Annotated in this window: 27 protein-coding genes and 1 pseudogene; 14 read left to right on the top strand and 14 right to left on the bottom strand. The window is 61.5% G+C overall.

Annotated features, from left to right (window positions below; genetic code table 11):
* Positions 1 to 25 precede the first annotated feature (25 nt).
* Positions 26 to 1,333 (bottom strand): M20/M25/M40 family metallo-hydrolase, encoded by a 1,308-nt coding sequence (locus CHC01_RS14440; protein ID WP_089264979.1) that lies wholly within the window; start codon positions 1,331 to 1,333, stop codon positions 26 to 28.
* A gap of 455 nt (positions 1,334 to 1,788) precedes the next feature.
* Here CHC01_RS14440 and CHC01_RS14435 point away from each other — a divergent pair, with 455 nt between their 5' ends.
* Both CHC01_RS14435 and CHC01_RS14430 read left to right on the top strand, forming a co-directional pair.
* Positions 1,789 to 2,922, top strand: coding sequence for a glycosyltransferase (locus CHC01_RS14435; protein WP_089264978.1), 1,134 nt, complete (start codon positions 1,789 to 1,791; stop codon positions 2,920 to 2,922).
* Between the two features lie 7 nt (positions 2,923 to 2,929).
* Complete coding sequence (locus CHC01_RS14430) at positions 2,930 to 4,438, top strand: glycosyltransferase family 39 protein (protein ID WP_089264977.1); 1,509 nt, start codon at positions 2,930 to 2,932, stop codon at positions 4,436 to 4,438.
* 51 nt (positions 4,439 to 4,489) lie between these two features.
* Here the strand turns inward: CHC01_RS14430 and CHC01_RS14425 are convergent, their stop codons facing one another.
* On the bottom strand, positions 4,490 to 5,866 hold the full coding sequence (locus CHC01_RS14425; RefSeq protein WP_176454593.1) for an outer membrane protein: 1,377 nt from the start codon (positions 5,864 to 5,866) through the stop codon (positions 4,490 to 4,492).
* 369 nt (positions 5,867 to 6,235) lie between these two features.
* On the opposite strand from CHC01_RS14425, the gene CHC01_RS14420 reads away from it, so the two are divergent.
* Positions 6,236 to 6,685 (top strand): helix-turn-helix transcriptional regulator, encoded by a 450-nt coding sequence (locus CHC01_RS14420; RefSeq protein WP_068736063.1) that lies wholly within the window; start codon positions 6,236 to 6,238, stop codon positions 6,683 to 6,685.
* On the opposite strand, the gene phhA is transcribed toward CHC01_RS14420, so the two are convergent.
* Complete coding sequence (gene phhA / locus CHC01_RS14415) at positions 6,671 to 7,558, bottom strand: phenylalanine 4-monooxygenase (protein WP_089264975.1); 888 nt, start codon at positions 7,556 to 7,558, stop codon at positions 6,671 to 6,673. The genes CHC01_RS14420 and phhA overlap by 15 nt on opposite strands.
* 294 nt (positions 7,559 to 7,852) lie before the next feature.
* Between phhA and CHC01_RS14410 the strand changes: the two genes are divergently transcribed.
* Complete coding sequence (locus CHC01_RS14410; protein ID WP_089264974.1) at positions 7,853 to 8,827, top strand: Bug family tripartite tricarboxylate transporter substrate binding protein; 975 nt, start codon at positions 7,853 to 7,855, stop codon at positions 8,825 to 8,827.
* A gap of 111 nt (positions 8,828 to 8,938) precedes the next feature.
* Here the strand turns inward: CHC01_RS14410 and CHC01_RS14405 are convergent, their stop codons facing one another.
* Positions 8,939 to 9,403 (bottom strand): carboxymuconolactone decarboxylase family protein, encoded by a 465-nt coding sequence (locus tag CHC01_RS14405; protein WP_089264973.1) that lies wholly within the window; start codon positions 9,401 to 9,403, stop codon positions 8,939 to 8,941.
* A 31-nt stretch (positions 9,404 to 9,434) separates the two neighbouring features.
* A complete protein-coding gene (locus CHC01_RS14400; protein WP_089264972.1) occupies positions 9,435 to 9,938 on the bottom strand; it encodes an RrF2 family transcriptional regulator in 504 nt (167 codons plus the stop codon).
* A gap of 180 nt (positions 9,939 to 10,118) precedes the next feature.
* Here CHC01_RS14400 and CHC01_RS14395 point away from each other — a divergent pair, with 180 nt between their 5' ends.
* On the top strand, positions 10,119 to 12,668 hold the full coding sequence (locus CHC01_RS14395) for a diguanylate cyclase (protein ID WP_089264971.1): 2,550 nt from the start codon (positions 10,119 to 10,121) through the stop codon (positions 12,666 to 12,668).
* Between the two features lie 163 nt (positions 12,669 to 12,831).
* On the opposite strand, the gene CHC01_RS14390 is transcribed toward CHC01_RS14395, so the two are convergent.
* Positions 12,832 to 13,359, bottom strand: coding sequence for a DUF6886 family protein (locus CHC01_RS14390; protein ID WP_089265660.1), 528 nt, complete (start codon positions 13,357 to 13,359; stop codon positions 12,832 to 12,834).
* A 167-nt stretch (positions 13,360 to 13,526) separates the two neighbouring features.
* Here CHC01_RS14390 and CHC01_RS14385 point away from each other — a divergent pair, with 167 nt between their 5' ends.
* Together CHC01_RS14385 and CHC01_RS14380 are read left to right on the top strand one after the other, a co-directional pair.
* Positions 13,527 to 14,228, top strand: coding sequence for a DUF899 family protein (locus tag CHC01_RS14385; RefSeq protein WP_089264970.1), 702 nt, complete (start codon positions 13,527 to 13,529; stop codon positions 14,226 to 14,228).
* Positions 14,229 to 14,705: 477 nt separating this feature from the next.
* Entirely contained in the window at positions 14,706 to 15,842 is a 1,137-nt protein-coding gene (locus CHC01_RS14380) for a DUF2778 domain-containing protein (protein ID WP_244558363.1), read from the top strand.
* A 47-nt stretch (positions 15,843 to 15,889) separates the two neighbouring features.
* Here the strand turns inward: CHC01_RS14380 and CHC01_RS14375 are convergent, their stop codons facing one another.
* The 4 genes from CHC01_RS14375 to CHC01_RS14355 form a co-directional block, all read right to left on the bottom strand.
* Complete coding sequence (locus CHC01_RS14375; RefSeq protein ID WP_089264968.1) at positions 15,890 to 16,804, bottom strand: tetratricopeptide repeat protein; 915 nt, start codon at positions 16,802 to 16,804, stop codon at positions 15,890 to 15,892.
* A gap of 69 nt (positions 16,805 to 16,873) precedes the next feature.
* A complete protein-coding gene (locus CHC01_RS14370; protein ID WP_089264967.1) occupies positions 16,874 to 17,149 on the bottom strand; it encodes a DUF1488 family protein in 276 nt (91 codons plus the stop codon).
* A gap of 257 nt (positions 17,150 to 17,406) precedes the next feature.
* The gene (locus CHC01_RS14360) at positions 17,407 to 17,703 is read right to left on the bottom strand and encodes a hypothetical protein (protein ID WP_068736086.1); all 297 of its coding nucleotides are present in this window, start codon (positions 17,701 to 17,703) and stop codon (positions 17,407 to 17,409) included.
* The gene (locus CHC01_RS14355; protein WP_089265659.1) at positions 17,700 to 17,963 is read right to left on the bottom strand and encodes a hypothetical protein; all 264 of its coding nucleotides are present in this window, start codon (positions 17,961 to 17,963) and stop codon (positions 17,700 to 17,702) included. The genes CHC01_RS14360 and CHC01_RS14355 overlap by 4 nt, the downstream gene beginning before the upstream one ends.
* 277 nt (positions 17,964 to 18,240) lie before the next feature.
* Here CHC01_RS14355 and CHC01_RS14350 point away from each other — a divergent pair, with 277 nt between their 5' ends.
* Both CHC01_RS14350 and CHC01_RS14345 read left to right on the top strand, forming a co-directional pair.
* Positions 18,241 to 19,068 (top strand): transglutaminase domain-containing protein, encoded by an 828-nt coding sequence (locus CHC01_RS14350; protein WP_089264966.1) that lies wholly within the window; start codon positions 18,241 to 18,243, stop codon positions 19,066 to 19,068.
* A 55-nt stretch (positions 19,069 to 19,123) separates the two neighbouring features.
* Positions 19,124 to 19,549 (top strand): hypothetical protein, encoded by a 426-nt coding sequence (locus tag CHC01_RS14345; protein ID WP_141137105.1) that lies wholly within the window; start codon positions 19,124 to 19,126, stop codon positions 19,547 to 19,549.
* Between the two features lie 88 nt (positions 19,550 to 19,637).
* Here the strand turns inward: CHC01_RS14345 and CHC01_RS14340 are convergent, their stop codons facing one another.
* Complete coding sequence (locus CHC01_RS14340) at positions 19,638 to 20,390, bottom strand: SDR family NAD(P)-dependent oxidoreductase (protein ID WP_089264964.1); 753 nt, start codon at positions 20,388 to 20,390, stop codon at positions 19,638 to 19,640.
* Between the two features lie 83 nt (positions 20,391 to 20,473).
* On the opposite strand from CHC01_RS14340, the gene CHC01_RS14335 reads away from it, so the two are divergent.
* Positions 20,474 to 20,809, top strand: coding sequence for an ArsR/SmtB family transcription factor (locus CHC01_RS14335; protein WP_089264963.1), 336 nt, complete (start codon positions 20,474 to 20,476; stop codon positions 20,807 to 20,809).
* Between the two features lie 291 nt (positions 20,810 to 21,100).
* On the opposite strand, the gene CHC01_RS14330 is transcribed toward CHC01_RS14335, so the two are convergent.
* From CHC01_RS14330 to CHC01_RS14320, 3 genes are all read right to left on the bottom strand, one after another.
* Complete coding sequence (locus CHC01_RS14330; protein WP_089264962.1) at positions 21,101 to 21,592, bottom strand: hypothetical protein; 492 nt, start codon at positions 21,590 to 21,592, stop codon at positions 21,101 to 21,103.
* Positions 21,593 to 21,744: 152 nt separating this feature from the next.
* On the bottom strand, positions 21,745 to 23,388 hold the full coding sequence (gene groL / locus CHC01_RS14325; RefSeq protein WP_089264961.1) for a chaperonin GroEL: 1,644 nt from the start codon (positions 23,386 to 23,388) through the stop codon (positions 21,745 to 21,747).
* A gap of 42 nt (positions 23,389 to 23,430) precedes the next feature.
* Positions 23,431 to 23,748 (bottom strand): co-chaperone GroES, encoded by a 318-nt coding sequence (locus tag CHC01_RS14320; RefSeq protein WP_089264960.1) that lies wholly within the window; start codon positions 23,746 to 23,748, stop codon positions 23,431 to 23,433.
* A gap of 419 nt (positions 23,749 to 24,167) precedes the next feature.
* Here CHC01_RS14320 and CHC01_RS14315 point away from each other — a divergent pair, with 419 nt between their 5' ends.
* The 4 genes and pseudogenes from CHC01_RS14315 to CHC01_RS33395 all read left to right on the top strand — a co-directional run bounded on the left by CHC01_RS14315 (position 24,168) and on the right by CHC01_RS33395 (position 26,270).
* Positions 24,168 to 24,452, top strand: a complete 285-nt coding sequence (locus CHC01_RS14315) for an usg protein (protein WP_089265658.1) — start codon at positions 24,168 to 24,170, stop codon at positions 24,450 to 24,452.
* A gap of 107 nt (positions 24,453 to 24,559) precedes the next feature.
* On the top strand, positions 24,560 to 25,108 hold the full coding sequence (locus tag CHC01_RS14310; RefSeq protein WP_089264959.1) for a cupin domain-containing protein: 549 nt from the start codon (positions 24,560 to 24,562) through the stop codon (positions 25,106 to 25,108).
* 101 nt (positions 25,109 to 25,209) lie between these two features.
* A pseudogene (locus CHC01_RS14305) lies at positions 25,210 to 26,058 on the top strand (dipeptidase); the annotation flags it as partial.
* A gap of 74 nt (positions 26,059 to 26,132) precedes the next feature.
* On the top strand, positions 26,133 to 26,270 hold the full coding sequence (locus tag CHC01_RS33395; RefSeq protein WP_349636618.1) for a hypothetical protein: 138 nt from the start codon (positions 26,133 to 26,135) through the stop codon (positions 26,268 to 26,270).
* The last annotated feature ends 12 nt before the right edge of the window (positions 26,271 to 26,282 follow it).

Below are 26,282 nucleotides of genomic sequence, written 5' to 3'. Positions count from 1 at the left end.
ATCCTTTCAGTATTCGCCGTGTTACTCAGTGCCGCGCCGGCAGCACCGGCTTGGTTACGCCCTCCACGCCGGTCAGCACCAGCATCGTCAGCAGTGCATTCTGCGGCCCGATATAAGCGTCGACGGGCTTGTACCATTCATTGCGCGAATGCCAGTTGCCGCCCTGGCCGCCGCCGCCGATGGTCACCGCGGGGATGCCGAGCGACATCGCGAGATTGGAGTCCGTGCTGGAGCCGGCAAAGGTGACATGGGGCGCACGGGTCAGCGCGCTTACGGCGCGCGCGGTCGCCTGCACGAGGGGAGAGTCCTCTGCGACAACGCCCGCCGGACGGTCGCCAATCAGTTTGATCTCGACAGTGATCTTGTCCGATCCCCAGCGTTTGTTTTCTTCACCAACCGCGTCCTTCACCTGATCCAGAAGCCTCGCTTCGAGTTTCAACAGCTCTTCGGTCGAATTCGATCGCATGTCGATCGTCATGCGGGCTTCCGCTGCGATGGCGTTGACGGATGTGCCGCCACTTACCGTTCCGACCGTGAAGGTGGTTTTTGGATCCGCGGGTGTCTGCAGCTCCGAGATTTTCGCGACCGCGCGACCCAGCGCATGGGTCGCGCTCGGCAGGCCGAATTCCTGAAAACTGTGACCGCCCGGACCTTTGAAGATCATCTCGTAGCGGTGGCTTCCCGTTCCCTGATTGACGATCCGCGTGACACCGAGGCCGTCGATCGAGATGAAGCCGTCGATGTCCTTGTTGTCGCGAAACAGGGCTTTGACGCCGCGCAGATTGCCCAGCTCTTCTTCGCCGACGCTGGCGACGAACATGACGTCCCCGACCGTCGCAATCTGCTGCGTGTTGAGGGTCTGCATCAAAGACAGCAGGGCCGCGAGCCCACGGGCATCATCACCGATCCCCGGCGCCAGATAGACGCCGTCCTTTTCCTTCACCGTGACGTCGGTCCCCTCGGGAAAGACAGTGTCCTGATGTGCGGAGATGACCAGCTTCGGCGTTCCGGCGGTGCCCTTGCGCCGGGCGATCACATTGCCCTCGGCGTCGATCACGGCGTCCTTGAAGCCCAGTTCCTGAAACCGTGACAGAATGTAGTTGCCGCGCACGTTCTCCTTGAACGGAGGCGCGGGAATTTCGGTGATCCGGATCTGCTCTTTCAGGGCGCGGGCGTCGTCGGCCTTGATGGCATCGAGCGCGGCCATGACGCGCGAATCGGACAGCAGCCTCGTCGTGACGGTATCAATCGTCTGCGCGGTGACATGGCTGGCGCCGAAGGATGCCAGCGTCAGCGATGCAGCGAATAGGCATGGTCCGAGCGAGCGTCGCATGGCGTCTCCGATTGTCACGCGCGGAAACGATTGTGGTCGCGGTTCAGGAGGACTTCCGCCTCGAGAAAACCGCGCGAACGCGCCGCTGCTGATCGGGTAAGGTAGCGGGCACCCGCAGAACTGGCTATAGCTCGCCAGCAACAGAATGGTGCCAGGGTGCGGTGTTTGCGGCCGGACTGTGGCGTTGAAACCAGCGCCGGACACCCTTGCGGAACGTCTCCAGCGTCCCTATTTTGTTTCCAACGGCGACGATGATGCTTCATAGCTCCGGCGCTGGAACGACCTTGAATAGCTCGGTGCGCCGGATGTACGTGCGCCTGTTGTTCGGGGTCGTTGGCATTTTTGGGCCACTTTTGGCCATTCCCCCTCTGATGGCTTGTTCCCGCACCAGTTAAGGGCTCGCCGTTCCCTGTCCGCCTTGGCATGGTCCGGCGCGGCAGATATATGCTGGCGCCATGAACGAAGCCATCAGACCGGGGCCCGGACAGATATTGCAGGCGGGCGCTCCGCTGCAGCTGTCCGTCGTCGTCCCCACTTTTAACGAACGCGGCAATGTCGCCACCCTGGTGCAGCGGCTGGACGCGGCGCTGGTCGGCATTTCCTGGGAAGTCATTTTCGTCGACGACAATTCGCCGGACGGCACGGCCGACGCGGTACGTGAGCTGGCACGGGGTGACTCGCGTGTCCGCTGCATCCGCCGCATCGGCCGGCGCGGCCTGTCAGGCGCCTGCATTGAGGGCATGCTGGCCTCCAGCGCGCCCTGCGCAGCGGTGATCGACGGAGACTTGCAGCACGATGAGACCCAGCTCGGCAAGATGCTCGGTCTGATCGAAAGCGGCGCCGCCGAACTGGTGATCGGCAGCCGCTATATCGAGGGCGGCAGTGCCGACAGTTTCAACCAGCAGCGCCTCGGCGCCAGTAAATTCGCGACCGCTGTGGCGCAGCGGGTGCTGAAGGTTGAGATCGCCGATCCGATGAGCGGCTTCTTCATGATCCGCCGCGATCGCTTTGAACAACTGGCGCCGAAACTCTCAACGCAGGGCTTCAAGATCCTGCTCGATGTCGTCGCGACGGCAGAAGGCGATCTGCGCGTTATCGAGGTGCCCTACACCTTCGGCTCGCGGCTGCATGGTGAAAGCAAGCTCGATTCCATGGTGGCGCTCGACTTCCTGGGCCTGGTGCTGGCGAAGCTGACCAACGATACCGTGTCGCTGCGCTTCCTGCTGTTTGCTATGGTCGGCTCGATCGGCCTGTTTGTGCATTTCGCCGTGTTGTTCGTCACGCTGGAAGTTTTCGATCCGCCATTCGCAGAGGCGCAGGCCATTGCGGCGTTTTGCGCGATGACCGGCAACTTCCTGCTCAACAATTTCCTGACCTATCGCGACCAGCGTTTGAAAGGTTTCGGCATCCTGCGTGGTCTGGCGATCTTTTATGTGGTCTGCAGCGTGGGTCTGCTCGCCAATGTCGGCGTGGCTTGGTCGGTCTTCGACCAGGAGCCGATCTGGTGGCTGGCGGGCGCTTCCGGCGCGCTGATGGGCGTGGTCTGGAACTACGCGATGTCGGGCCTGTTCGTGTGGCGGAAACGGTGATCGCTGGATGACCACGCAGGAACTGCGGCTGGTTCGCGGCACCGCGGCCGTGGTCGTCGGTCTGGTGCTGCTGCGGCTCGCGGCGGCCGCATGGACGCCGCTGACCTTCGACGAAGCCTATTACTGGATGTGGTCGAAACATCTGGCCGGCGGTTACTACGATCATCCGCCGATGGTCGCGGTGGTGATCCGGCTCGGCACCATGATTGCCGGCGATACCGAATTCGGCGTCCGTATTGTCTCGGTCCTGCTGGCGCTGCCGATGAGCTGGGCGGTGTATCGCACGGCCGAATTACTGTTCGGCGGTCAGCGGATCGCGTCAACGGCGGTGATCCTGCTCAATGCGACGATGATCACGTCGGTCGGATTAATGATCGTCACGCCGGACGCGCCGGTGCTGGTCGCCTCGAGTTTCGTGTTGTTGACGCTGGCCCAGGTGCTGGCCACCGGGCAGGGCGCGTGGTGGCTCGCGGTGGGCTTGGCTGTCGGCGTAGCGCTGCTATCGAAATATACCGCACTGTTTTTCGGGCCGGCGATCCTGATCTGGTTGATTGCGGTGCCGAAAATGCGGCGTTGGCTGATCTCGCCATGGCCCTATCTCGGCGGCCTCGTCGCACTGGCGGTGTTCTCGCCGGTGCTGTTCTGGAACGCCGAACATGGCTGGGTGTCCTTCATCAAGCAACTCGGACGCGCCCGGATCGATCACTTCAATCCGGCTTTCATCGCCGAGTTGATCCCGACCCAATTCGCCTTCGCGACACCGCTGGTGTTCATTCTCGGCGTGATGGGCCTCTATGCCCTGGCGGTCCGCAGGCCCGGAGCGTGGCCGGCGCGGGTGCTGCTGAATGCGATGTTTTGGGTCATCGTGCTGTATTTCGGCTGGCATGCGCTGCACAGCCGCGTCGAGGCCAACTGGTTCGCGCCAGTCTATCCGACGCTGGCCATCATTGCTGCCGTCGCGGCAACCATCGTGCAATGGAAGCCGCGCGAGCAGCGCACGGTGGACTTCTGCCTGCGCTGGGCGGGGCCGACCGGCGTCGTCATGTTCACGGCACTGGTGGTGCAGGCCAATACGGGTCTGCTGTCTGGCTACAAGCGTGACGCGACAGTCCGCAGCATCGGCGTGGGTTTCGTCGAATTGGCGGCCGACGTCGAGGCGGTTCGCGCCCGTGTCGGGGCCACATGCGTGGTGGCGCCCGATTACGGCACCACGGGCTGGCTCACTTTCTATTTGCCTAAGGGGACCTGTGTCTTCCAGCGCACCCAGCGCATTCGCTGGGTGAACATGCCGGAGCCGAGTGCCGAGCAGCTATCCGGCAACCTTTTGCTGGTGGGTGAGCAAAATGCTGCGGCCAATCCGGAATGGCGGGCGGCTTTTGCGAATATCGAGAAAGTGGCTGACCTCAAACGCAAACGTGGCCCGCTGGTCGTGGAGAATGTCGAGCTGAATCTGCTGGAAGGCGCGAAAGGCGATGTACTGGACCGTTCGCCGCCACCCGAGATGCTGCCGCGCTAGGAGGCGCGACCACCATGCGCTTGATAGCGCGATGGTGGTCGGCTGTCGCGTTCATGGCGCAAAGTGATAGTTCACGCCGATCTTGCCGAGCTGCATGGTCTGGGCAATATCGGCATTCAGATAATAAGGGCCGACCATCGGAGGGGCATTGATCACGCCTTCGAGGCTCGCTTTGTCATGGCCAAAGCCGATGTAGTTGTACTCCGCCTTGACGGACCAGTTTGGTGCGAAGGCGTATTCCACGCCGGCACCGACCACGTAACCGGTGTGAAGGCGGGATCCGTCGAGATTTGCGTATTGCGGACCCGACGACAGCGATATGGCGTGATGATCCCCGGCGAGGGCGACGCCGCCCTTGAGATAGGTCAGCCAGCGCTCGTTGGTCACCATGCCGATACGTGCGGTGGCCATTGCGAGCCATTCGGTGCGCGAGCGCATCTCGAGATTGTTGTCAAAGTTGGTGCGGGTGCCGCCGCCGATATTGCCGCCGACCAGTTCACCTTCAACACCCATGACGATCACCCCGAGCTGCACATTGGCGCCGATCTGGCCGCCGCCAAAGCCTCCGGTCATCGAGAACTTCCCATCGGGCGTGTAGTCGCGCCAGTCGCCGTGTCCCGATCCGTAGCCTGCCTGCGCACCGAGATAGAGCCCGGTCCAATTGAATCCTGACTGTGCGTATTGCAGCGGCGGAATCGGTTTGGCGGTATCGGGAGCGCCGAACTGGTAGTTCGCCCCGAGCTTGATGAGATGCAGCGTCTGCTTAGTCGAAGCCGTGGAGACGATCGGCCCGGTGGATGCCCGCGTACCGCTGAAATCGAACTCGTGGTCGGGGAAGCTGATGAAATTATACTCGCCGCGCAGCGACCAGTTGTTGGCAAGCGCATATTCCATGCCGGCGCCGACGATCCAACCCCGCCGTGTCTCGCCGCCGGACAGTGTAAGCCGGTCCGGCCCCGGCACCGAAACCTGAACGTCGTAGCCGTGATCTTCATTGGCCCAGGCGAAGCCGCCCTTGGCGTAAGTGAGCCAGCGGCCATTGGCGAAGCCAACGCGTCCGGTCACCGTCGACAGCCAGTTGATTTGCGACGTCTGGGACAGGGTAGCCTGGTTCAGAATGCTCACCGTGCGATTGCCCTTGATGCCGCTAAAGCTGATGTCGGCCTCGATGCCGAGCAGCAGATTGCCGATCTGTTGATTGTAGCCGGCCTGAATGCCGCCCAGCGCGCCGTCGGTCCGGATATTCAGGATCTGCCATTCGGTCCCGCCGAGACCATAACCGGCATGAACGCCGGCATAAAAGCCGGTCCAGTTATAGGCGGGATCGATGGCGGAGGCCTTGGTAAAGGCGTGGGCCGGCACGTCTGCGGCGATGGCGGCATTGCCGAGGCTGAGGATGCCGATGGTGCCGAGGAGAAGCTGTTTCATGTCGTTTCCTTGCAGGTGCGCTGGCGGCCCTCGAGGAATCGGAGCTGCTTCGCGCGTCATTTCGGCAGCGACCATGTATAAAAATACCGCTCTCGTCGTGGTCGTAAGCGCGTGACTTGTGCTGGATCGCGCTCTTGGCGTCGCATTGTGAGCGGCTGTCGCCGCTCGGTCTCACCTGAAAGTACTACTGGGGAACGCGATCTTGGGACCACACGACGACCACCGGCCAACGACTTATGGTCACCATCGGGGCGCAGTGCGCCGCTATGGTTTCGAAAGACGATAAATTATCGTCGTCGGCGTTGAACCAAAGTCAGGGGTCCGGACGACCTATCTCCGCACACATTGAAATGGGCGGTGATTGGGAACATGGAAAACACAAATCTCGCATTCAGCAGCCACTCCGACTTTGGATCCGACCGTGCCAAGGTGCACAGCATCGAAAAGCCGGACCCCGTGAACCTCACCGAGGTCGGCGGCCTGCGCGGAGCGCGGATCGCCAGCGTGATCAACCAGATCAATGAGAGCTTTGCCGACCAGCAGTTCTCGACCCGGGTGGTCGCCGAGAAGCTCGGCCTGTCCGTCCGCTACGTTCAGGATTTGCTGCAGGGTTCCGGCCTCAGCATCACCGATCGCATCATGGAGCTGAGGCTTGAAAAGGCCCGCAGCATGCTGACCGGCGATCGGCAGTGCAGCCTGAAGATCAGTGAAGTCGCGGCCGCCTGCGGCTTCAACGAACTATCCTATTTCCACCGCAGCTTCCGTCGTCGCTTCGGCGCGTCGCCGGCTAAATTCCGCATCCAGTCAATGAATGGCTGACGCGCGCTTGCGCTTGAAATAGTCCAGCGTCCCGCGGCTGATGACGTGATCCTCAGGGGTCACCTCGTCGGCCGCGATGTCGTCTGCTTTGGCCAGGCGGGTATAGAGTGCGCCAAAATCCTGATAGCTGTCCTGCAGCAGTTTCTCGAAGCTCTCAATGACGAAATAGCTCTGCTGGAAATCGTCGATGATGTAGTTCGTCCGCATCACGCGCTCGAGGTCGAACCTGATCCGGTTCGGCGAGGAGTCTTCCAGCGAGAAGACCGACTCTGTTGCTGACGACAGAATGCCGGCGCCGAAGATGCGCAACCCCTCCGCGCTCTTCATCAGTCCGAACTCCACCGTGTACCAGTACAATCGTGCCAGGTTTTTCAACTGGCCGAGCGCCATCGCGCGCTGGCCGCCTTTGCCATAGGCCTCCATAAAGTCGGCATAGACCGGGTTCGCCAATAGCGGAACGTGCCCGAAAACGTCATGGAAGATGTCAGGCTCCTGCAGGTAATCCATTTCGTGTTCGGGGCGGATGAAGGCGCCGGCCGGGAAGCGGCGATTGGCAAGATGATCGAAGAAGATCTCGTCGGGCACCAGTTCGGCGACCGGCACGACCTGCCAACCGGTCAGCGGCGTCAGACGGGCACTCAGTTTCTCCAGATCGGGAATGCCGGATTCGGACAGCTGCAGCGTGTTCAGTGCGGCGAGGAATTCGTTGCAAGCCCGGCCTTTAAGGACGGTCTGTGCGCGGGCGAACAGGCGGTCCCAGCGATCGTGCTCGGCGGCGGAGTAGGAGCCCCAGTCCTGGTCCAGCGTGAAGTCAGGGCGTTTCGGGGCGCTGAGGTAACGGCTCTTCTCGGTCGACTGGTTCAGCTCGGTCATGACGCTCTCCGACTCCGACGGTCCGATCAGAGCATAAGGTTCCGCTGCCGAATAGTTCCGTCAAAAGAAGCAACTTCTCGCATCCGCCCGTCCGACGATAGCAATCCACCATCGTCCAGATCTTATTTGCAAAGGCGTTTCCTTGTCGGACACCCGTCTCGATGACATTTTCAGTGGTAACAAACGTGGTCCCACATCGCTGAAATGATTGCGAAATTTCGGCGAAACCTCGCGGGAACCGCGGGCAAAACACTCTCATCATCGATCATAAGGAATACGACCGTGCGGTCCGTCATGTCTTCTCGACTCCTCTCAGGTGCTTTCGCGGCAGTGCTGCTGGTTTCCGGCGCGACGGGGGCGCTCGCTGACAGCTGGCCGAGCCGGACGATCAAGCTGATCGTTCCGTTCCCGCCGGGCGGCGCTGCGGACATCACGGCGCGGGTCTATGCCGACAAGCTCGGCGAGGCGCTGAAGCAAACCATTGTGGTCGAGAACAAGGCTGGTGCCGGTACGGCTATTGCTGCCGACGCGGTCGCCAAGGCCGATCCGGATGGCTACACGCTGTCGCTGGCGCCTGCAGGGCAGCTCACGATCCTGCCGCATATCAACAAGACCATCTCTTACGACCCCTTCAAGAGCTTCACGCCGGTGGCCATGCTGACGTCGGTGCCTTACGTGCTCGCGGCTAGCCCCGATACGCCGGTGTCATCAGTGAAGGAGCTCGTTGCTGCTGCGAAACGCGAGCCGGGGAAATTCACCTACTCGTCGTGCGGACCCGGCACGCTCTGCCATCTGAGCGGCGAGCTGTTCAAGAGCCTGACCGAGACGGATCTGCTGCATGTGCCGTTCAAGGGCAGCGCTCCCGCCGTGAATGCGCTGCTCGGAAATCAGGTGAACCTGTCTTTCGACACGCTGACGGTGCTGGCGCCGCAGATCCGCGACGGCAAGGTCAAGGGTCTCGTGATCACCAGCCGCGAGCGCTCGTCGCAGCTTCCCGATGTGCCGACGCCGGCGGAAGCTGGCGTGGCTGACTTCGTCGTCGACTCCTGGTTCGGCCTCGTCGTGCCTGCAGGGACGCCCGATGCCATTGTTGATCGCCTGAACGTCGAAGTGGCGCGCATCGGCGCGCTGCCGGATGTTCGCGAGCGTCTCGAAAAGCAGGGCCTGAGCATCACGACCTCGACCCAGGCGGCTTTCGCCAAGACGATCAAGGACGATTACGCCCGCTGGGGACGCGTCGTCGATGCGTCGGGCGCGAAGCTTTTCTGACCACTAGCCATATTGCCTGACACATCGGTCGGGCAAAGTAGAAGCTAAGAAAGGCCGGGTTGAATTTTCAACCCGGCCTTTCGCTTATCGATTATCTGCTGAAGCCTGTGTTCAGGCAGCAGCCTTCGGCTTCTCGATCGGATGCGGAACGCGGAAGCCGACGGCAAGACGGTTCCAGACATTGATGGCACCGATCGCTACGGTGATCTTGAGGCATTCCTCTTCCGAGAAATGCGCGCGCAACGCTTCATAATCGGCATCGGGTGCACGGGTCTGCGCGATCAGCGTGACGGCATCGACCCAGCCGAGGAGGGCACGCTCGCGCGGCGTATAGACCGTGGATTCGTGCCAAACCGACATCATGTTGATCCACTGTTCGCTGAGGCCGTCGTGACGGGATTCCTTCACATGCATGTCGACGCAGAAGGCGCAGCCATTGATGATCGACGAACGGAGCTTGATGAGGTGGACGATCGCAGGCTCGAGGCCACTTTCCTTGACGACATATTGATCGAGCGCGGCGACGGCCTTGTAGGCGTCGGGGGCGGCCTTGCCGATGTTGAGGCGGGCTTGCATAGTCTTTCTCCTTGGTGTGCGGTTTCAGGTTTCAGTTGGCGTTACGGCGTCGTTCGTTGAGCTCCAGAAAGGCGCAGCCGCGGGCGGCGATGGCGCCGTCGGTGTCCTTGGCGCGGAGATCGCCGAGCACATCGGCGATGCTCACCTTGGCCAGCTCATCGCGATAGACGCGCTCGGCACGCAACATCGCGGCATTGATGCCGCAGGGCGCCGTGGGTTTGCCGGGCAGGGGATTGGGGCCGCGCTGGCGGATTTCGCTGCAGCGGAAGGCGGGTGCATCGCCCTCAACGGCAAGGACGACATCGAGCAGGGTGATCTGGTCTGGCGTCCGGGCAAGGCGATAGCCGCCGGTCGGGCCAGGCTGTGCGATGAGCAAGCCGGCGCCCGAAAGCGCCTGCAGGTGTTTCAGGAGATAGCTGGTGGACACGCCATGGAATTCGGCGAGGGCGCCGGCGGACAACACGCCGTTCGATTGCAGGCCTGCGAGCATCGCCACGCTGTGGATCGCCTGCTCAACCCCGTCGCTCATCTTCATGGCTTATTTCACCTCTATCGTGGATAATTATTATCCGCGACTAAGGATGTCGTCAAGTGTCTGGTCCTGAGGTGGTTCGCTGGTGGGCAGCGCAACAGAATCTAAATCCCGATGCCGGTATCACCCGACCTAGGTACTGTGATCCGAAGCCGGGGGCCGGGTCAGTTCAGGGAACTCGACATGGCATTGCGTGACTTGCTGGCGCCGCAGGCGCGGCGGACGACTTTCGTTGCCGCAGCCATTCTCGGAGCCGGCCTCGCCGCGACATTCGCCATTCGCGAATTCTCGGAGCGCCTGATAGCGGCCGATATGCAGCGTCGCTTCGCAGTCGACGCGGTTGATATTTCCAATGCGATCAGCGAACGGCTGCGCACCCACGCCGAAGTACTGGTCAGCATGCAGGGATTGTACGCCTCGATCGGCCGTGTCGATCGCGCCCAGTTCCGACGCTACATCGATGTGCTCGATCTCGGCCGCCGCTATCCCGGCTTCCAGGCCTTGCAGTCGCTGCGTCATGTGACGCCGGATCATCTAGATGCCTTCATTGCGGAAGTTCGTGCCGACAAGAGCATCGAGCATTCCGGACAGCCGGATTTCGCCGTGCGTCCGCCGGGGCCACGATCAATCTACAACGTAGTCGAATTCGTCGAGCCGATGCGTGGCAACGAAAATGCGCTGGGCTTCGATGCCGGTGCCAATCCTGCGCAACTGGACTCGCTGCGGCGTTCCGCGGAGACCGGCCGGATTGTCGCGACGCCGCCGGTCAAACTGGTGCAGGACACCTCGGGTGGCCTCGGTTTCATCATCCGTGCGCCGATCTACCGGGCCGGCGAGCCCACGCAGACCGTCTCGCAGCGAAACGCAGCGCTCCACGGTTTTGTTGCATCGGTCTATCGCACCAATGACCTGATGCGCGGCATCCTCGATCCGCGCACGCTGCAGCAGATGCATATCCAGGTGGTTGATCGCGGTTATGCCAAGCCGACGCAGGAAGGCGTCATGATTGGCGAGCCGGAAGATGCGACCGTCACTCCGACCCTCATGTATGACAGTCTTGAGCCCAATCTCGGTCTCGTGACGCAAATGGTGATGTCGGCGGGGATCTCGGCGGATCGTTCGCTGGTTGTCGGCGAGCGCGTCTGGCGCGTGCTGTTCACCACCAATCCCGGCTCGATCTACGAAGTCAGCCATACAGTGCCGAACGTCGTCCTCGCCAGCGGCACCGCCATCAGCCTCCTGATGATGCTGCTCGCCGTGATCACGATGAGATCGCGCCGGTTGTCCGGCAATCTCAGCACGCTCGATGCCGAGCAGCGCGCGCTGGTCGACAATCCGCTGGCAGGCATCCTGTTTACGGCCGGCCACCGGATCCTGCGCGGCAATCGCCGGATCGCTGAACTCTGCGGTCGCAGCTCCGCTGCGCTTCTCGGCAACACGATCGACGAGCTGGTTGCGACGAAGGAGGACGGGGAGGCGTTCGATGCCGCGTTGGATCGTATTCGTGACAGCGCCATGGCGACGGAAGTCGAACTGCATCTGCGCCGCAGCGACGGTTCCACGCTGCTGGTCGATGCCTATGGCAAGCCGCTGGCGACCGGCGATATCCTCTGGGTGATCCAGGACAAGACCGACGCACTCGCTGTCGAGGCGGAGCGGCGCGCGCATGCGCACGCTATGGAGGAGGCCAACGAACGGCTGACGACCTCGCTGCAACTGGCGGAAATCCGCGCCAAGGAAATCGTCCTGCTCACTGAACTCTCGGGCGTGCTGCAGTCGTGTCAGTCGCGCGAAAAGATTTTCGCGGCGGTTCAGACCTATGCAGGCTACCTGTTCACGGAGGAGGCGGGCGCGCTGTACTATCTGAATAAAGCGCGTAACGCAGTTCAGCGCGGCGCCCATTGGGGCGCACTACAGGCCGATGCGGTGTCGTTTCCGGTCGATGACTGCTGGGCGCTGCGTCGTGGCACGACATTCCCGATTTCCGAGGCGAGTCAGGGACTGGTCTGCAATCATGCCGGTCCCTGCGGTGTCACCGGTACAGGGTTCGTTTGTCAACCGCTGATCGCGCAGAACAACCTGCTTGGTCTGCTGTATCGCGAGCATACTTCTGTGTTCGGTGAGGGGGCGGATCAATTGGCGACGATGCTGGCCGAACAAGTGTCGCTGGCGATGGCCAATCTCGAACTCCGCGAGCTGCTGCGTCAGCAGGCGGTGCGCGATCCGCTGACGGATCTTCACAACCGCCGCTACCTCGAAGATGCCCTGGTGCGCGAGACCACGCGCAGCCAGCAGGACGGCAAGCCGCTCGCGCTGGCGATGCTCGACATCGATCACTTCAAGGGTATCAATGACAGCCACGGCCACGAGGCCGGTGATGCCGTGCTGCGCGGCCTCGGCAGGATATTGCGCGAGACGACGCGCGCCTCGGATATCATTGGCCGTTTCGGCGGCGAGGAGTTCCTGATGCTGATGCCGGGCGTCACGGTCGAGGTTGCCGCGCAGCGGGCGCAGCAGGTGCTCGATGCCGTGCATCGCATGCAGGTGACGCTGCCAACGGCCATGCTCGACGGCGTCACGCTGTCGATTGGTCTGGCGGTGATGCCGGTGCACGTCGCCGAGGGCGATGACCTGCTCGCGGCCGCCGACGCCGCGCTTTATGAGGCCAAGCGAGAGGGCCGCAACCGCGTCGTGGTCAGTCATCGCCGTGCGAAGGCCGACACCGCGGCCTGAGCTCGTGGGTCATTATGGGATGGGTAGAACGTAGGCGCATTGCGCCGAAGCGATACTCGTCGCACATCATGACAACGAGCGATGAATGTCGCGAAGACGCTCTACGATTCTATGACTCCCGAACGTCCAGGCATGCTTCGTGCGTTTGAGGCAGCTCGATCGGTCAATCCAACGTATTGCGAAGCCGAATGCTGCTGACGTGGAGCGAGGTGTCCCATAGGGGCGCCAGCGTCTTCAGGGATGGCAGGACGCGCAATTCGACGCCGGCGGCTTCCAGTGCCTTTTCGATGTTGTCGATCCGCTCGACATTGAGCGGCATAGATGGTGCGCGCGATACCCACGCGCCTGCATCTCCGAGATCCTCGAACCCGTCAGCCGAAAGTTCGTAGCGATAGATCGTCGTCTGGGAAAGCTTGTCCAGCCAGCCGAGCTCGATATGCGCAACCATGCGGCAGGTGGTCATCTTCTTGTAGGCGGTGAGGTATTCCGGCGTCGTGCTCGCTGTCGGCCAGACAAAAATGCGCGGGCAGTCGCGCGGGAACAGATACATCGGCGCATGCCAGTCATCGATGGCCCAGATCAGGGGATCATTGAGCCACTCCTGTCCCTGGGCGCGAGGCGTCGCAACCTCCACCTGCCGCGGCATGAAGACTTCGATGTTGTTCTCTTCGCTGAAATGAAACAGGCGCATGGCGCACTCATGTGCGTCCATGCTCGGCGCGTCAATAACCGTCATGCGTGTTCTGGCCGTTCACGAAGCTGCGCATGATGAATTTGTGGATCGTCATGTCGGATCGGCCGCTCCCGGAACGTCTTTCAGACGGAACACGTTGAAATTCACCAAGGGAGGATCATGTCATGACCGGTTCCAGCCTGACGCCTGCGCCCGAACTCGTGAAGAAGGCCAGTTTTCGCTATCCCAATGAGAGCCGTGAATACCGCGATGCGCGTAATGCGTTGCTTGTCGAGGAGATCGAACTGCGGCGTCAGATCGAACGCGTCGCGGAGCTGCGTCGTGCGCTACCAGATGGCGGCGAGGTGACCAAGGACTACGACTTCATCGGAGAGAAGGGCCCCGTGAATTTCGCGGGCCTGTTCGGCGACAAGCAGACGCTCGTCGTTTACTCCTACATGTACGGGCCGCAGCGCGAGAAGCCGTGCCCGATGTGCACATCGCTGCTGTCGGCCTGGGACGGCGAGGTGCCTGACGTTACGCAGCGCGTGGCGCTGGCCGTTGTGGCGCGCTCGCCGATCGAGCGGCTGGTCGCTTTCAAGAAGCAGCGTGGCTGGCATTACCTGCCTTTGTTCTCGGACACCTCCGGCGCGTTCAGCCGTGACTATCGTGGGCTGACCAAGGACGGTGGCGACGACGCTGCCTTCAACGTCTTCACCCGCCGCAGCGGCAAGATTCGCCATTTCTGGAGCGGCGAGATGGATGGGTCTACGGCGGATCCCGGCCAGGACCCGCGCGGCGCTCCGGACCTGATGCCGCTCTGGACGATTCTGGACGTTACGCCGGAAGGGCGGGGCACCGATTGGTATCCGAAGCTGAACTACTGAGGTCGTGATCATTTGACGCCTTAGCCGGTACAAATTGATCTTTTTGATTACCTAAATACCCCAAAAGGAAATGTGGTTCCCCGCGCACCAGCCTCGCACTAGGCCAATGGCCTAATCACAGCGCGCCAATAGTTCGGGCCGGGCGTGACCCAAAACCCCAGCGCGCCTGAGACCGGCCTGCGAGAGCCCACAAAGCTCTCGCAGGTTCCCCGAATTCGTCCTGTCGGTTACTCAAAAAGGCCATGATTGGCAGGCCTTTAGGTAGGCAATCGGTGGGGGACCTCCAATTAATTCGCATTTAACTAAAACTCGCCTTAATGGCGTTTCGCATCCCTGCGCGGTGCTTTTCGAGACCTGTGTGTCTCGTCAGGCACAACGGGCAGGGAGCTTAGTAAACGTGTGTTGGACGTCAGGCGTATGAGCAGCAGTAAACGTGCGTTGAACCATTCTGCCCCCTCACGCCGAGGCCAGCATCAAGTGTCGAAATCCAGTTCACGCATGTTCGTGATCGGCGCTGCTCTTGCCGCCGTCGCATTGACCGGTGGATGGACGCTCGCCGGCAAGCTTTTCCAGAACGGCGTGCAGCCTGCGATGGTCTCCGCCAATCTCGGCAATGATGCGGGCGTCGGCCAGTCGTCTTTCGCCGAGCGCTTCGACAGCCGCTTCTCACGCACCGAACACCGCACATCCTTCTCCGAGCGTTTCGAGCCGGCCGTTAATGCGCCGCTCGCTGCCGCGCAGCCCGAGCCGAAGCGTCAGGTCGCTTGGTTCGACCCGACCTATTCGATGGGCGCCGCGCCCGAGCGCTTCGTCAAGCGCAACGCGGCTTCTGAAGCTGTGATCCCTGCACCAGCCGCGAAGCCGCAGGAAGTCGCACTGATGCAGCCGGCACCGACGGTGCGCCAGCTCGTCGACAGCATTCCGATGCCGGCCGCACGGCCCTCCGATGCCCGTACGCCGTCCGCGCCGCAGCAGGCAACACAAGCGCCGTCGCAGCCGGTCGCACAGGCCAGCGCCGCCAGGGGCGGTGCCTATGGCCACGACTCACTGGTTCAGAAGGCGCGGCTGGCGCTGGCTGCGCAGCCCAAGTCCGGCAATTTCAACGTCTTCGAGAAACTGTTCGGCGGTAGCGCTCCGCAGTCAGGCCCCGTGCTCGCTTATGCCGGCTCCGACGGCGGCGTGCTGAGCAACGGCACCGATGCGGCGGCCAGCAATGAGCCCACCCTGAGCGATCGCACCACCGCGGTCTACGATATCTCCGCGCGTAAAGTGTACATGCCCGACGGCACCAAGCTGGAAGCGCATTCCGGCCTCGGCAGCCGTCTCGACAATCCCGCTTATGCCCATGAGAAGATGCGCGGCGTGACGCCGCCGCACATCTATGATCTGAAGCCGCGCGAGGCTCTGTTCCACGGCGTGGCCGCGCTGCGCCTGACGCCGGTGGGCGGCGAGGGCGCGATCCATGGCCGCACGGGTCTGCTCGCGCATACCTACATGCTCGGCCCCAATGGCGATTCCAACGGCTGCGTCTCGTTCCGGGACTACAACAAGTTCCTGCAGGCCTATCGCAACGGTGAAGTGAAGCGCCTCATTGTGGTTGCCAAACTCGACTGATCGATATGACTGACGTGCCGCCCGTGACGGCGATGCGTGTTCAGTCATTATGAGCCGACCTTCGGATCGATCTTCCGTGCGCTGGCGACGTCTGCTGCGCCGCCCGTAATGTCGCCCATTTCAAGCCGTGTCATGCCGCGCAGATAGAGCGCCTTGGCGTATTTCGGATTGATGCGCAGCGCCGCATTGAAATCGGCCATCGCGCGGTCGTTGTCACCCTTGTCGGACCACACGCTGCCACGATTGGTCAGCGCCGCCACATAGGTCGGTGCGATGCGGATCGCCTCGTTGTAGTCGGCGATGGCACGATCGTTGTCCCCCTTCAGGCTGAAGGCGAAGCCGCGGTTGAACACCGGGCAGGGATCGTTCGGATTGATCCGGATTGCTTCGCCGAAATCGGCGATGGCGCGCGCATGATCGCCCTTCACCAGCCAGGCGCCGCCGCGATTGCTATAGGCGCCGCCTTCCTGCGGATTGAGACGGATCGCCATGTCGTAGTCGGCAATAGCGCGGTCGTTATCGTCCTTGGCGTACCAGGCGACACCGCGATTGACATAGGCATCGGTATTGTTGGGATCGAGACCGAGCGCCACGCTGAAGTCGCTGATGGCGCGGTCGTTATCGCCGCGGGCGAGCCAGAGATTTCCGCGCATGAAATAGGCGCGGGCATAATCCGGGTTCAGGCGGATGGCTTCATCGAAAGCGGCCATGGCAGGGCCGCTCTCGTGCCGTTCATTATATTCGAAGGCGCGGTTGAAATGCAGCTCAGCAAGCTGGCGGCCGCGGTAGTTGCCTGACGCGATGGCGCGGTCGCAGGCCGCGATCGCCAGGACGCCGGAGGCATCGGTACATTGCTGTGCATCGTCGGCGGCAGCTTGCGCGATCGGCATTGCTGCGCTCGCCAGCATGGCAGCGAACAGGACGCGGATGGCGCAACGGTTCAGGCTTGGAAAGTGGCGCATGGCTCGACCTCTCGCGTGTGACAGGCGTTGGTCACACCGCGAGGAGGAAGGGTTCAATGGTGGGAGAGGCTACCGGAAATCGATGCTGCGCAGCACGATACCGGGCGGCTTGCCCTCAAATTCGGCGTTCGCGAATTTGCGCGCTGCGCAGGCCTCGATGCGATCGCGCAGCCGGACGAACTGCTCCTCGCGTTGTTCGGGCTTGGTGCGTTTCGCCTTTTCAAGCTCGTCCATCGCGCTGGTGCTGATCGCGCAGGTGACTTCGGTCGCGTCATTCATCATCGAGAACAGGACAACCATGCGATTATATTCGAAGCTTTGGAAAACACCGTGTGTAAGCGCCATCGTCGTCTTCCCGCGTTAGGCCTTGCGCTTTGGCACAACAGGGTTGAGTTCAGCGATCTTGCGCAAGCATTCGGCCTCGGTGGGATGTGGGCCCGTAACAAAGGTTCCGCTGATCTTGGTGCTGTACCAGCCGGACTCGACGCCGAGGCGGAGAGATTCTGCGACTTGAACGTGACGGTGCAAGAGGTTCTGCATGAGGATGCTTTCGGTTGAGCGCTGGCTGCTGCGGGATCGCTGCGACCTGCGTAATGATGGGATCAGTCGTTGGCGGCAAGCCGCGTAAAATCGTCCAGAACGATGGCGATTAGATCGCGGTGCTGGGTATCCTGTGCGCTGAGCGATGCGCCGTAGAGATTGAGGACGTAGCGCGCCTTCGCTGCAGCCTCAGGCCATGTGGTGGCCGGCGTGGTCAGTAACTGCTCTTCGAGTGCCAGCTGCCGCTCACGCAGTGCTGCGGCATTGGATTCGACTTCGGCGAGACTGCGCCGGATATCGGTAGCTTTCTGTGCCGCCATGCCGCGGCGGCTATCCAGCTCGACGGGAGTGTCGGTCATGGTGCGCTCGCATCGATGCGCTGCGCATCTGCCAGCTCAAGCGACCCAATGGAGATCATCTCCATGGAACTTGTATGGGGTGGTGCACCGGGCACGATCATCATGGTCGCCGTGCGCCGATAGCTGGCGAAGGACAGTCCCTCGATCATCTCCTCATCGGTGATGACGTCATACGACCCTGCCGGGATCAAACGACCAAGGCCCTTCAACTGGAAAGGATGCTTGAAAGTAACGGTCTCACGGCGCGATCTCGTGGTCACGCGCGCATGTCGCTGCTGAGATCCGGCATCCATTCAGCGTGCGCCTATTCACAGACATTAGCCATCGATTTCTTTGAGCGATCCGGTGTTTCGTCGAATTTCGCTATGATTGTCTTGTTATTGGACGTTTTGTCGCCATTTCGAGGATGTATCTGACATCGATGACATTCTGGTCGACGCTTGTGCTGGGTTTTTCTCGCAAGATCGTCGCGCAATGTGCAACGCTTGCGATGTCTCGCTTTTGAAATCAACGATTTGCCGGGATGAGGTGTTTTGCATGAAGATCCGTGTTGGCTACGAGATGATCTATGATTTCCCGCAGCCGACGCCTGTCATGATCGTGATGGGCATGCACTTCACGCGTGCCTCCGACGTGGTGGTGCCGGACTATCTCACGATAAATCCCTCAGTTCCGATCACGCCCTATCGGGATGGCTTTGGCAACTGGTGCAGCCGCATTGTTGCGCCGACGGGCCGCATCACGTTCAAAGCCGACGGGATCGTCAACGATAGCGGCAAGCCGGACGTTATCGTGCCGTCAGCCATCCAGCACGCGGTAGAGGATCTGCCGGCCGAGACGATCGTCTATCTGCTCGGTAGCCGTTACTGCGAGACGGATCGGCTGTCGGACGTCGCCTGGCAGCTGTTCGAGAAGACTGTGCCTGGCTGGGCACGCGTGCAGGCAATCTGCGATTTCGTGCATAACCATATTCAGTTCGGTTACGAGCACGCACGCGCGACCAAGACCGCCTGGGACGCTTACAACGAGGGGAAGGGCGTCTGCCGCGACTACGCGCATCTGGCCATCACGTTCTGTCGCTGCATGAACATCCCCGCGCGCTACTGCACCGGCTATCTCGGTGACATCGGTATGCCGAAGCCATGGGCCGACGGCGATTTCGCCGGCTGGTTCGAAGCCTATATCGGCGGCCGCTGGTATACGTTTGACGCCCGCAACAACATCCCGCGCATCGGACGCGTGTTGATCGCGCAGGGCCGCGATGCCGCGGATGTGCCGATCACGCAAACTTTTGGGCCGAACACGCTGGTGAGTTTCAAGGTGTGGACCGACGAGATCGACGAAAGCACGCAGGCGGTCAACTGACTCGCTTTGTCGGCACTGTCGTTACACCCGCTTAAGCCTGCATTTTCAGCAGCATGTGAGCGGCCAGGAAGGAACCGAGCGCGCCACTGAGAATTTCACCTGTCATAACTTCGTAAGGACAGGACCGATGGCAAACACTCTGACAAGCCTGACGACCGCCGTGGCATTGATTGCGGGTTCCAGCGTCGCGGCTTTGGGCAGCGGCACGGAGGCACAGCGCGAAGCCTGCACGCCCGATGCGTTTCGCCTCTGTACATCGGCAATGCCGGATGAGGGGCGGGTAGAAAATTGCTTGCGCAGCGCAGGACCGCGATTGAGCCGCGCTTGCTATGATGTGTTCTTTCCGCAGATCGAGCACGATCAGGCTCAGATGATGCGTGGGCAAGCTCCGTCACGCGAACGCATGAAGCCATCAGCGGCGGATCGCATGCAGACACCGTCTATGCCGCAGATGCCGCCGGCCGCCGGTGATGATGATTGAGGCAAGGAGAGATCTGGCCTCGCAAGGGCGGTGCTGATTGCACCGCCCTTGGCCTATGTCGGATAGACTGTTGAGCAGAGCGCGTGGGTTACCTGAAGCCGCCGGTGGCGTGCAGTGTTTCGCCCGTCACGTAAGATGCAGCATCAGAAGCGAGGAATGCGACGACGGAAGCTATTTCCTCGACCTTGCCGATGCGGCCCATCGGCGTGGCGGATTCGATCCACTTGCGCATGTCGCCTTCATGGAATCCGGCTGACACCACGCCCTCGGTCGCGATCATGCCAGGATTGACGGCGTTGACGCGGATCTTGCGCGGCGCGAGCTCCTTCGCCAGCACCGACGTGATCGCATCGACCGACGCCTTGGTCGCGGTGTAGACCGCCGAGCCCGGTGGGGTAATCGTAGAGACGCCCGATGAGATGTTGACGATGCTGCCGCCGTTGGCGTTGAAGTGTCTGGCCGCTTCCTGCGAGACGAGCAGCAGCCCGAGCACGTTCAGATCGAAATGTTTGTGGAAGTGCTCCGGCGTAATGCTGTCGAGAGGGGCGAATTCATAGACGCCCGCATTGTTGACGAGAACGTCGATCGGCCCGAACGCCTTGACGGTCTCGGCCACCACCGATTTGGCGCCGTCCGGCTCGGCGAGATTGCCGTGCACCGCGATGGCCTTGCCGCCCTTGGCGGTGATCTTCGCGACGACCTCGTCGGCGCCTTTCTTGCTGGATGCGTAATTGACGGCGACGGCAGCGCCCTCGGCGGCGAGCTGAATAGCGATTTCAGCGCCGATGCCCTTGGAGCCGCCGGTCACCAGCGCAACTTTGCCTTCGAATGTCTTGGTCATGGTCGTGATCCCTCTTGGATGCTTCAATAGTTCGGAAGTATGGGACTATTGAACCAGCGCAAGGGGGCGTCTATATCTTTTTTATGGTTCAGTTCGTTCACCCCGCGACCAAGGACATCACGCTGGCCGGCGTGCTCTCGGCGCTGGCTGATCCCATTCGGCTGCAGATCGTCCGGGGCTTGCTGCAGGAGAGCGGTTGCCTGTCCTGCACGGCGGCGTCGCCATGTCCGACCATCGCCAAGTCCACTTTGTCGAACCATTTTCGCGTGTTGCGCGAGGCCGGCCTGATCCAGACCAGCAAAAAGGGCGTCGAGCATCAAAACGCAGTGCGGGCGGCCGATATCGAAGCGCGGTTTCCCGGGCTGTTGATGGCGATCCTGGCGTGCTCCGTCGAGCCGTCCGCGGCGGCAGTTGCCTGACGCAGCCAACAAAAATGCCCGGCATCACTGCCAGGCTTTGAATGCCATGATCGAGCTGAAGTCCTCAGACTGCGGACGGAGATCGCGTCTTAACGGTAGACCCGCGTCTTGGTCACGACGCAGCGGCCCATTGGCCCGTGACGGACAACCGTGCGCATGGTGCAGACAGGTCCACGGCATATGACAGTGCGGCGGGACACATAGCGCTGCGATGAGAAATCGGTGATTGGTGCTACGACTTTTGTCGTCTGCACAGAACACACAGCAAGCGTTGCCCAAGGGATGCGGTCGCTATGGCTTCCATGCGTTAATCACGCGGACATCGGCTGGCCATTCATCCTCGGGAAGACCCATGATCTGGTTGTGCTGCGCCTTGGCGGCGTTGGATCGCGGGCGGTTATCGGGATCGATGATGTAGCTGCATTTCTGCATGAATTGCGCACGGTGCTGCGGCTGAAGCTGAAAATTCAGATTGCGCCGCGATTCACTTTCCGACCATTTTGCGATGACCCCTATGCTCTGCTCCGGCGGAGTCGATGGCACTTCGGCGACGATAAGCTGTCGCACCTTTTCGCTCAGCACCTTGGTCCGCTGTCGGTAGCGGGTAGTCTCGGCGTTGTATTTGCCCGTGTTCGCCGGATCCTGTTTTGCGCATTCACTCAAAAGATTCTGTCGCAAATCCATCACCGCATACACGTGCTTGGCACTCTCAAAGACGCTGCGTGCAGCTGAATGCGCGGCGGTGCTGAGGCCGATGAAAGAAAGAGCGATGAGTATGCGCATGATTATTTCCCTGATGCTTCCACCAAGTAGACGATCCGTAGCCACGCAACCCGCAATGGCTTCCGCGATTGTCTGCGATGACCAGCCCTAAACAAAAACCCCGGCATCGCTGCCGGGGTTCTGCATTCTGATAGTTGCTTGAAGCGTTGGACTTAGAAGTCCATGCCGCCCATGCCGCCGCCCGGAGGCATGCCGCCGCCGCCTGCGCCGCCCTTCTTGGGCAGTTCGGCAACCATGGCTTCCGTGGTGATCAGCAGGCCGGCAACCGAAGCTGCGTTCTGGATCGCTGCACGGACAACCTTGGTCGGATCGATAATGCCCTTCTTGAGCATGTCGCCGTAGGTGCCGGTCTGCGAGTCGAAGCCGTAGCTGTAGGTCGCGGTCTCGAGGACCTTGCCGACGATGACCGAACCGTCTTCGCCTGCGTTGATGGCGATCTGGCGAGCCGGAGCCGACAGGGCCTTGCGGACGATCTCGACGCCGGTCTTCTGGTCGTCGTTCGCGGTCTTGATCTTCTTCAGCTGTTCCGAAGCGCGGAGCAGAGCGACGCCGCCGCCGGGGACGATGCCTTCTTCAACCGCAGCGCGGGTCGCATGCATCGCGTCATCAACGCGGTCCTTGCGCTCCTTCACTTCGACTTCGGTCGCGCCGCCGACGCGGATGACGGCAACGCCGCCAGCCAGCTTGGCGAGACGCTCCTGCAGCTTCTCACGGTCGTAGTCCGAAGTGGTTTCTTCGATCTGCGCCTTGATCTGCGCCACGCGTGCTTCGATGTCGGCCTTCTTGCCGGCGCCGTTGACGATGGTGGAGTTTTCCTTGTCGATCATCACCTTCTTGGCGCGGCCGAGCATGGCGAGCGTGACGTTCTCGAGCTTGATGCCGAGATCTTCCGAGATCGCCTGGCCGCCGGTCAGGATCGCGATGTCCTGCAGCATGGCCTTGCGGCGATCGCCGAAGCCCGGTGCCTTGACGGCAGCAACCTTGAGGCCGCCACGCAGACGGTTGACGACGAGGGTGGCGAGAGCTTCGCCTTCGACGTCTTCCGCGACGATGACGAGCGGCTTGCCGGTCTGCACGACAGCTTCGAGCAGCGGCAGCATCTCGTTCAGCGAGGAGAGCTTCTTCTCGTTGATCAGGATGTAGGCGTCGTCGAATTCAACGCGCATCTTGTCGGCGTTGGTGACGAAGTAGGGCGAGATGTAGCCGCGGTCGAACTGCATGCCTTCGACGACGTCGAGTTCGGTTTCGAGCGACTTGGCTTCTTCAACCGTGATGACGCCCTCGTTGCCGACCTTCTTCATCGCGTCGGCGAGGAATTTGCCGATTTCTGCGTCGCCGTTCGCCGAGATGGTGCCGACCTGAGCGATTTCGTCGTTCGAGGTGACCTTCTTGGAGTTCTTGACGAGGTCAGCAACCACGGCTTCCACAGCCAGGTCGATGCCGCGCTTCAGATCCATCGGGTTCATGCCGGCAGCAACCGACTTGGCGCCTTCACGGACGATCGCCTGGGCGAGCACGGTAGCAGTGGTGGTGCCGTCGCCGGCTGCGTCGGCCGACTTCGAGGCCACTTCGCGCACCATCTGGGCGCCCATGTTCTCGAACTTGTCGTCGAGCTCGATTTCCTTGGCGACGGTGACGCCGTCCTTGGTGATGCGGGGCGCGCCGAACGACTTGTCGATCACGACGTTGCGGCCCTTCGGACCGAGCGTCACCTTCACGGCGTTGGCGAGAATGTCGACGCCGCGCAGCATCTTGTCGCGGGCATCAACGCCGAATTTCACTTCTTTAGCTGACATGTTTTGCTTCCTTGAAAATCAGGATGGGTGGGGAAAAGGCGCTTAAGCGGCCTTCTTCTTGGCGGGAGCGGCACCTTCGAGGACGCCCATGATGTCGCTTTCCTTCATGATCAGCAGGTCCTGACCATCGATCTTGACCTCGGTGCCCGACCACTTGCCGAACAGCACGCGCTCGCCGACCTTCAGATCGATCGGGATCAGCTTGCCGGCTTCGTCGCGGCCGCCCGGGCCGACGGAGACGATCTCGCCCTGGGAGGGCTTCTCTTTGGCGCTATCCGGAATGATGATGCCGCCAGCGGACTTCTCTTCGGCGTCGATACGCTTGACCACAACGCGATCGTGAAGCGGACGGAATTTCATGCAGTCCTCCTAAGTTTCTGTAGATGCTTGAGAAATTTAAATTGGCAGTCTGAGCCAACAAGTGCCAGCGCAGCTGGTCCGGACATAGGCCGAACGTTCCCCACCGGCAAGGGTCTTTACCAAATATTTTGGCACTCAAATATGACGGGTGCCAGAATTGGTTAAGACCCTCCGATACCGGTTCTCGAATCCGTTAGCATCCACGGTAAGTGGCTGCTAACATTCGGCTTTCAACCCATTATTAAACTTTTAAGCTTGTGATGAGGACGTTGCTTGCGTCACATTTCATGCATCGTGTTGTCATGGGCGAAGTGGAAGCCGGTTCGCTGCAGTCAGCACGGTCACAGGAGAGCAGAGCGAAGTTCGACGTCAAACCGGAATCCACTTAGCCGAATGCGCTCTGTCCATGGAGGTTGAACATGGTCTCGAGAAATGCAGTTTCTGACGATTTCAGGAAGCAGGTGCTTGGCTACGGACTGACGACGGCGCAGATTCTCTACCGCATGCCCGATCACCCCTCGCTGCTGCAGACCTACGTCTGGCAGAACTATGATTTGTTTCCGAAGTTCCCCGCGCTGAAGGATTTCCTGGATTTCTGGCAGGAGAAGCTCGATGGCCCGCTCTTTGCGGTCACCGTCGCGCATTCGAAACTGATCAAGCCGGCCGAGCTTCGTGCCGTGGATGGCGTCTTCCGGTTGCACTAGTCCGCGCCTCTCAACGCGCCGGATGAATTGCCGCTGTGCTGAACTACAGCTAGGTTCCCGGACGCGCTGGCCGTTTGTTTGGCATTGCGCCGGGTGGGAAACACGACATGGCGAAGCTGAAGCGAACGTCAAAGAGCGCGGCGAAAACGGCTGCGACGAAGAAGCCTGCAACACGGGCGGTAGCGAAAGCAGCAAAGAAGTTCGCGGTTAGCAAGCCGGCCAAGGCGAGTACAAAAGCTGTCGCCAAGGCCGCGGCGAAACCCGGCCAGCGCCGCAAGCAGCGCGTCGCGATCAGTCACTATCAGGAAGAAGCATTTCTCGGCGACGGCCTGCGTGCCTACGCAAAGTATCGCGATCTCGGCGTTGCCGCTGCGACCGGCGGTTTGGCGCATGCGCATGTCATCCGGCTGATCGGACCTTGCGATCCGAAAGAGGTCTCCAAGCTTCACTATCACGATGCCGAGTTTCAGCTGGTCTATGTGCTGAACGGCTGGGTGAAGGCCTATATGGAAGGCGAGGGCGAGATGACCATGCGTCAGGGGTCATGCTGGACCCAGCCGCCACGCATCAGGCATCTGATCCGTGATTACTCCGACAATTGCGAACTGCTGGAAGTGATCCTTCCGGCGGAGTTCAAGACGGTGGAAGTCCGGTAGTTCGCGTGCGGAAATGCGACGCGTGCCTTGTTCGCGCGTCGCAGTGGCGTTGAATCAGCTATGCTGAGCCCGTCGCTGCCCTGGCCCTCAACGAGTATCTCATGACTGCATCCGTTCCGGTTTTCGACGGTCACAACGATGTGCTGCTGCGGCTGTACAAATCGCAATCGCACGATCCGGTATCCGACTTCCTGACCGGGGAAGCCGCCGGTCACATCGACCTGCCGAAGGCGAAGGCCGGCGCATTCGTCGGCGGGCTGTTCGCGCTGTATTCGCCGGCAGCTCAGGCGTCATCGGGATTCATGGCTCAGATGACGGGCGGACGCTACGCCGTGCCGCTCCCCGAGCCGCTGACGATGGACGAGGCGCGCAATTCCGTCGTCGCCGAACTGGCCATCCTGCTGCAGCTCGAACGCGCTTCCGCAGGCGCGGTGGCGATCTGCACCACCACCGCCGAAATCCGGTCCGCCATTGAGCGCAAGGCGCTGGCCGTGGTGGTCCATCTGGAAGGCGCGGAGGCCATCGACGCCGAGCTCAGATTCCTCGACGTTCTCTATGCGGCGGGGTTGCGGTCGATCGGGCCGGTGTGGAGCCGGACCAACATCTTCGGCCATGGCGTGCCGTTTCACTTCCCGTCCGGGCCGGATCTCGGCGACGGTCTCACCGCGGCCGGCGAGCGGTTGATCGGCGCCTGCAATGACCTGAAGATTCTGGTCGACCTGTCGCACATCACCGAGAAGGGTTTTTGGGATGTGGCGCGGCTGTCGAAGGCGCCGCTGGTGGCGACCCATTCCAATGCCCATGCGCTGTGCCCGTCGCCGCGCAATCTCACCGACAGGCAGCTCGCCGCGATCCGCGACACCGGCGGCATGGTCGGCCTGAATTTCGCGACCTGCTTCCTGCGCCCCGACGGCAGCATGCGGCCCGACACCGGCATCGAGCTGATGGTGCAGCAGATCGACTATCTGCTGGAGAAGCTGGGCGAGGATCATGTCGGGCTGGGATCGGATTCGACGGCGCGGTGGTGCCCGAGGCCATCGACTCCGCCGCGGGCCTGCAGGTGCTGTTCGTGGCCTTGGGCGCCAAGGGCTATTCCGAGACGCTGCTCGGCAAGCTCGGCGCGGGCAACTGGCTCGATCTGCTGCAGCGGACGATCGGCTGACCGGCGCTGGCG

This window comes from Tardiphaga sp. OK246, from assembly GCF_900188215.1.
Lineage (GTDB): Bacteria > Pseudomonadota > Alphaproteobacteria > Rhizobiales > Xanthobacteraceae > Tardiphaga > Tardiphaga robiniae.
Note: the sequence above shows the minus strand (reverse complement) of the source record. Positions and strands in the feature narration are given on the sequence as shown.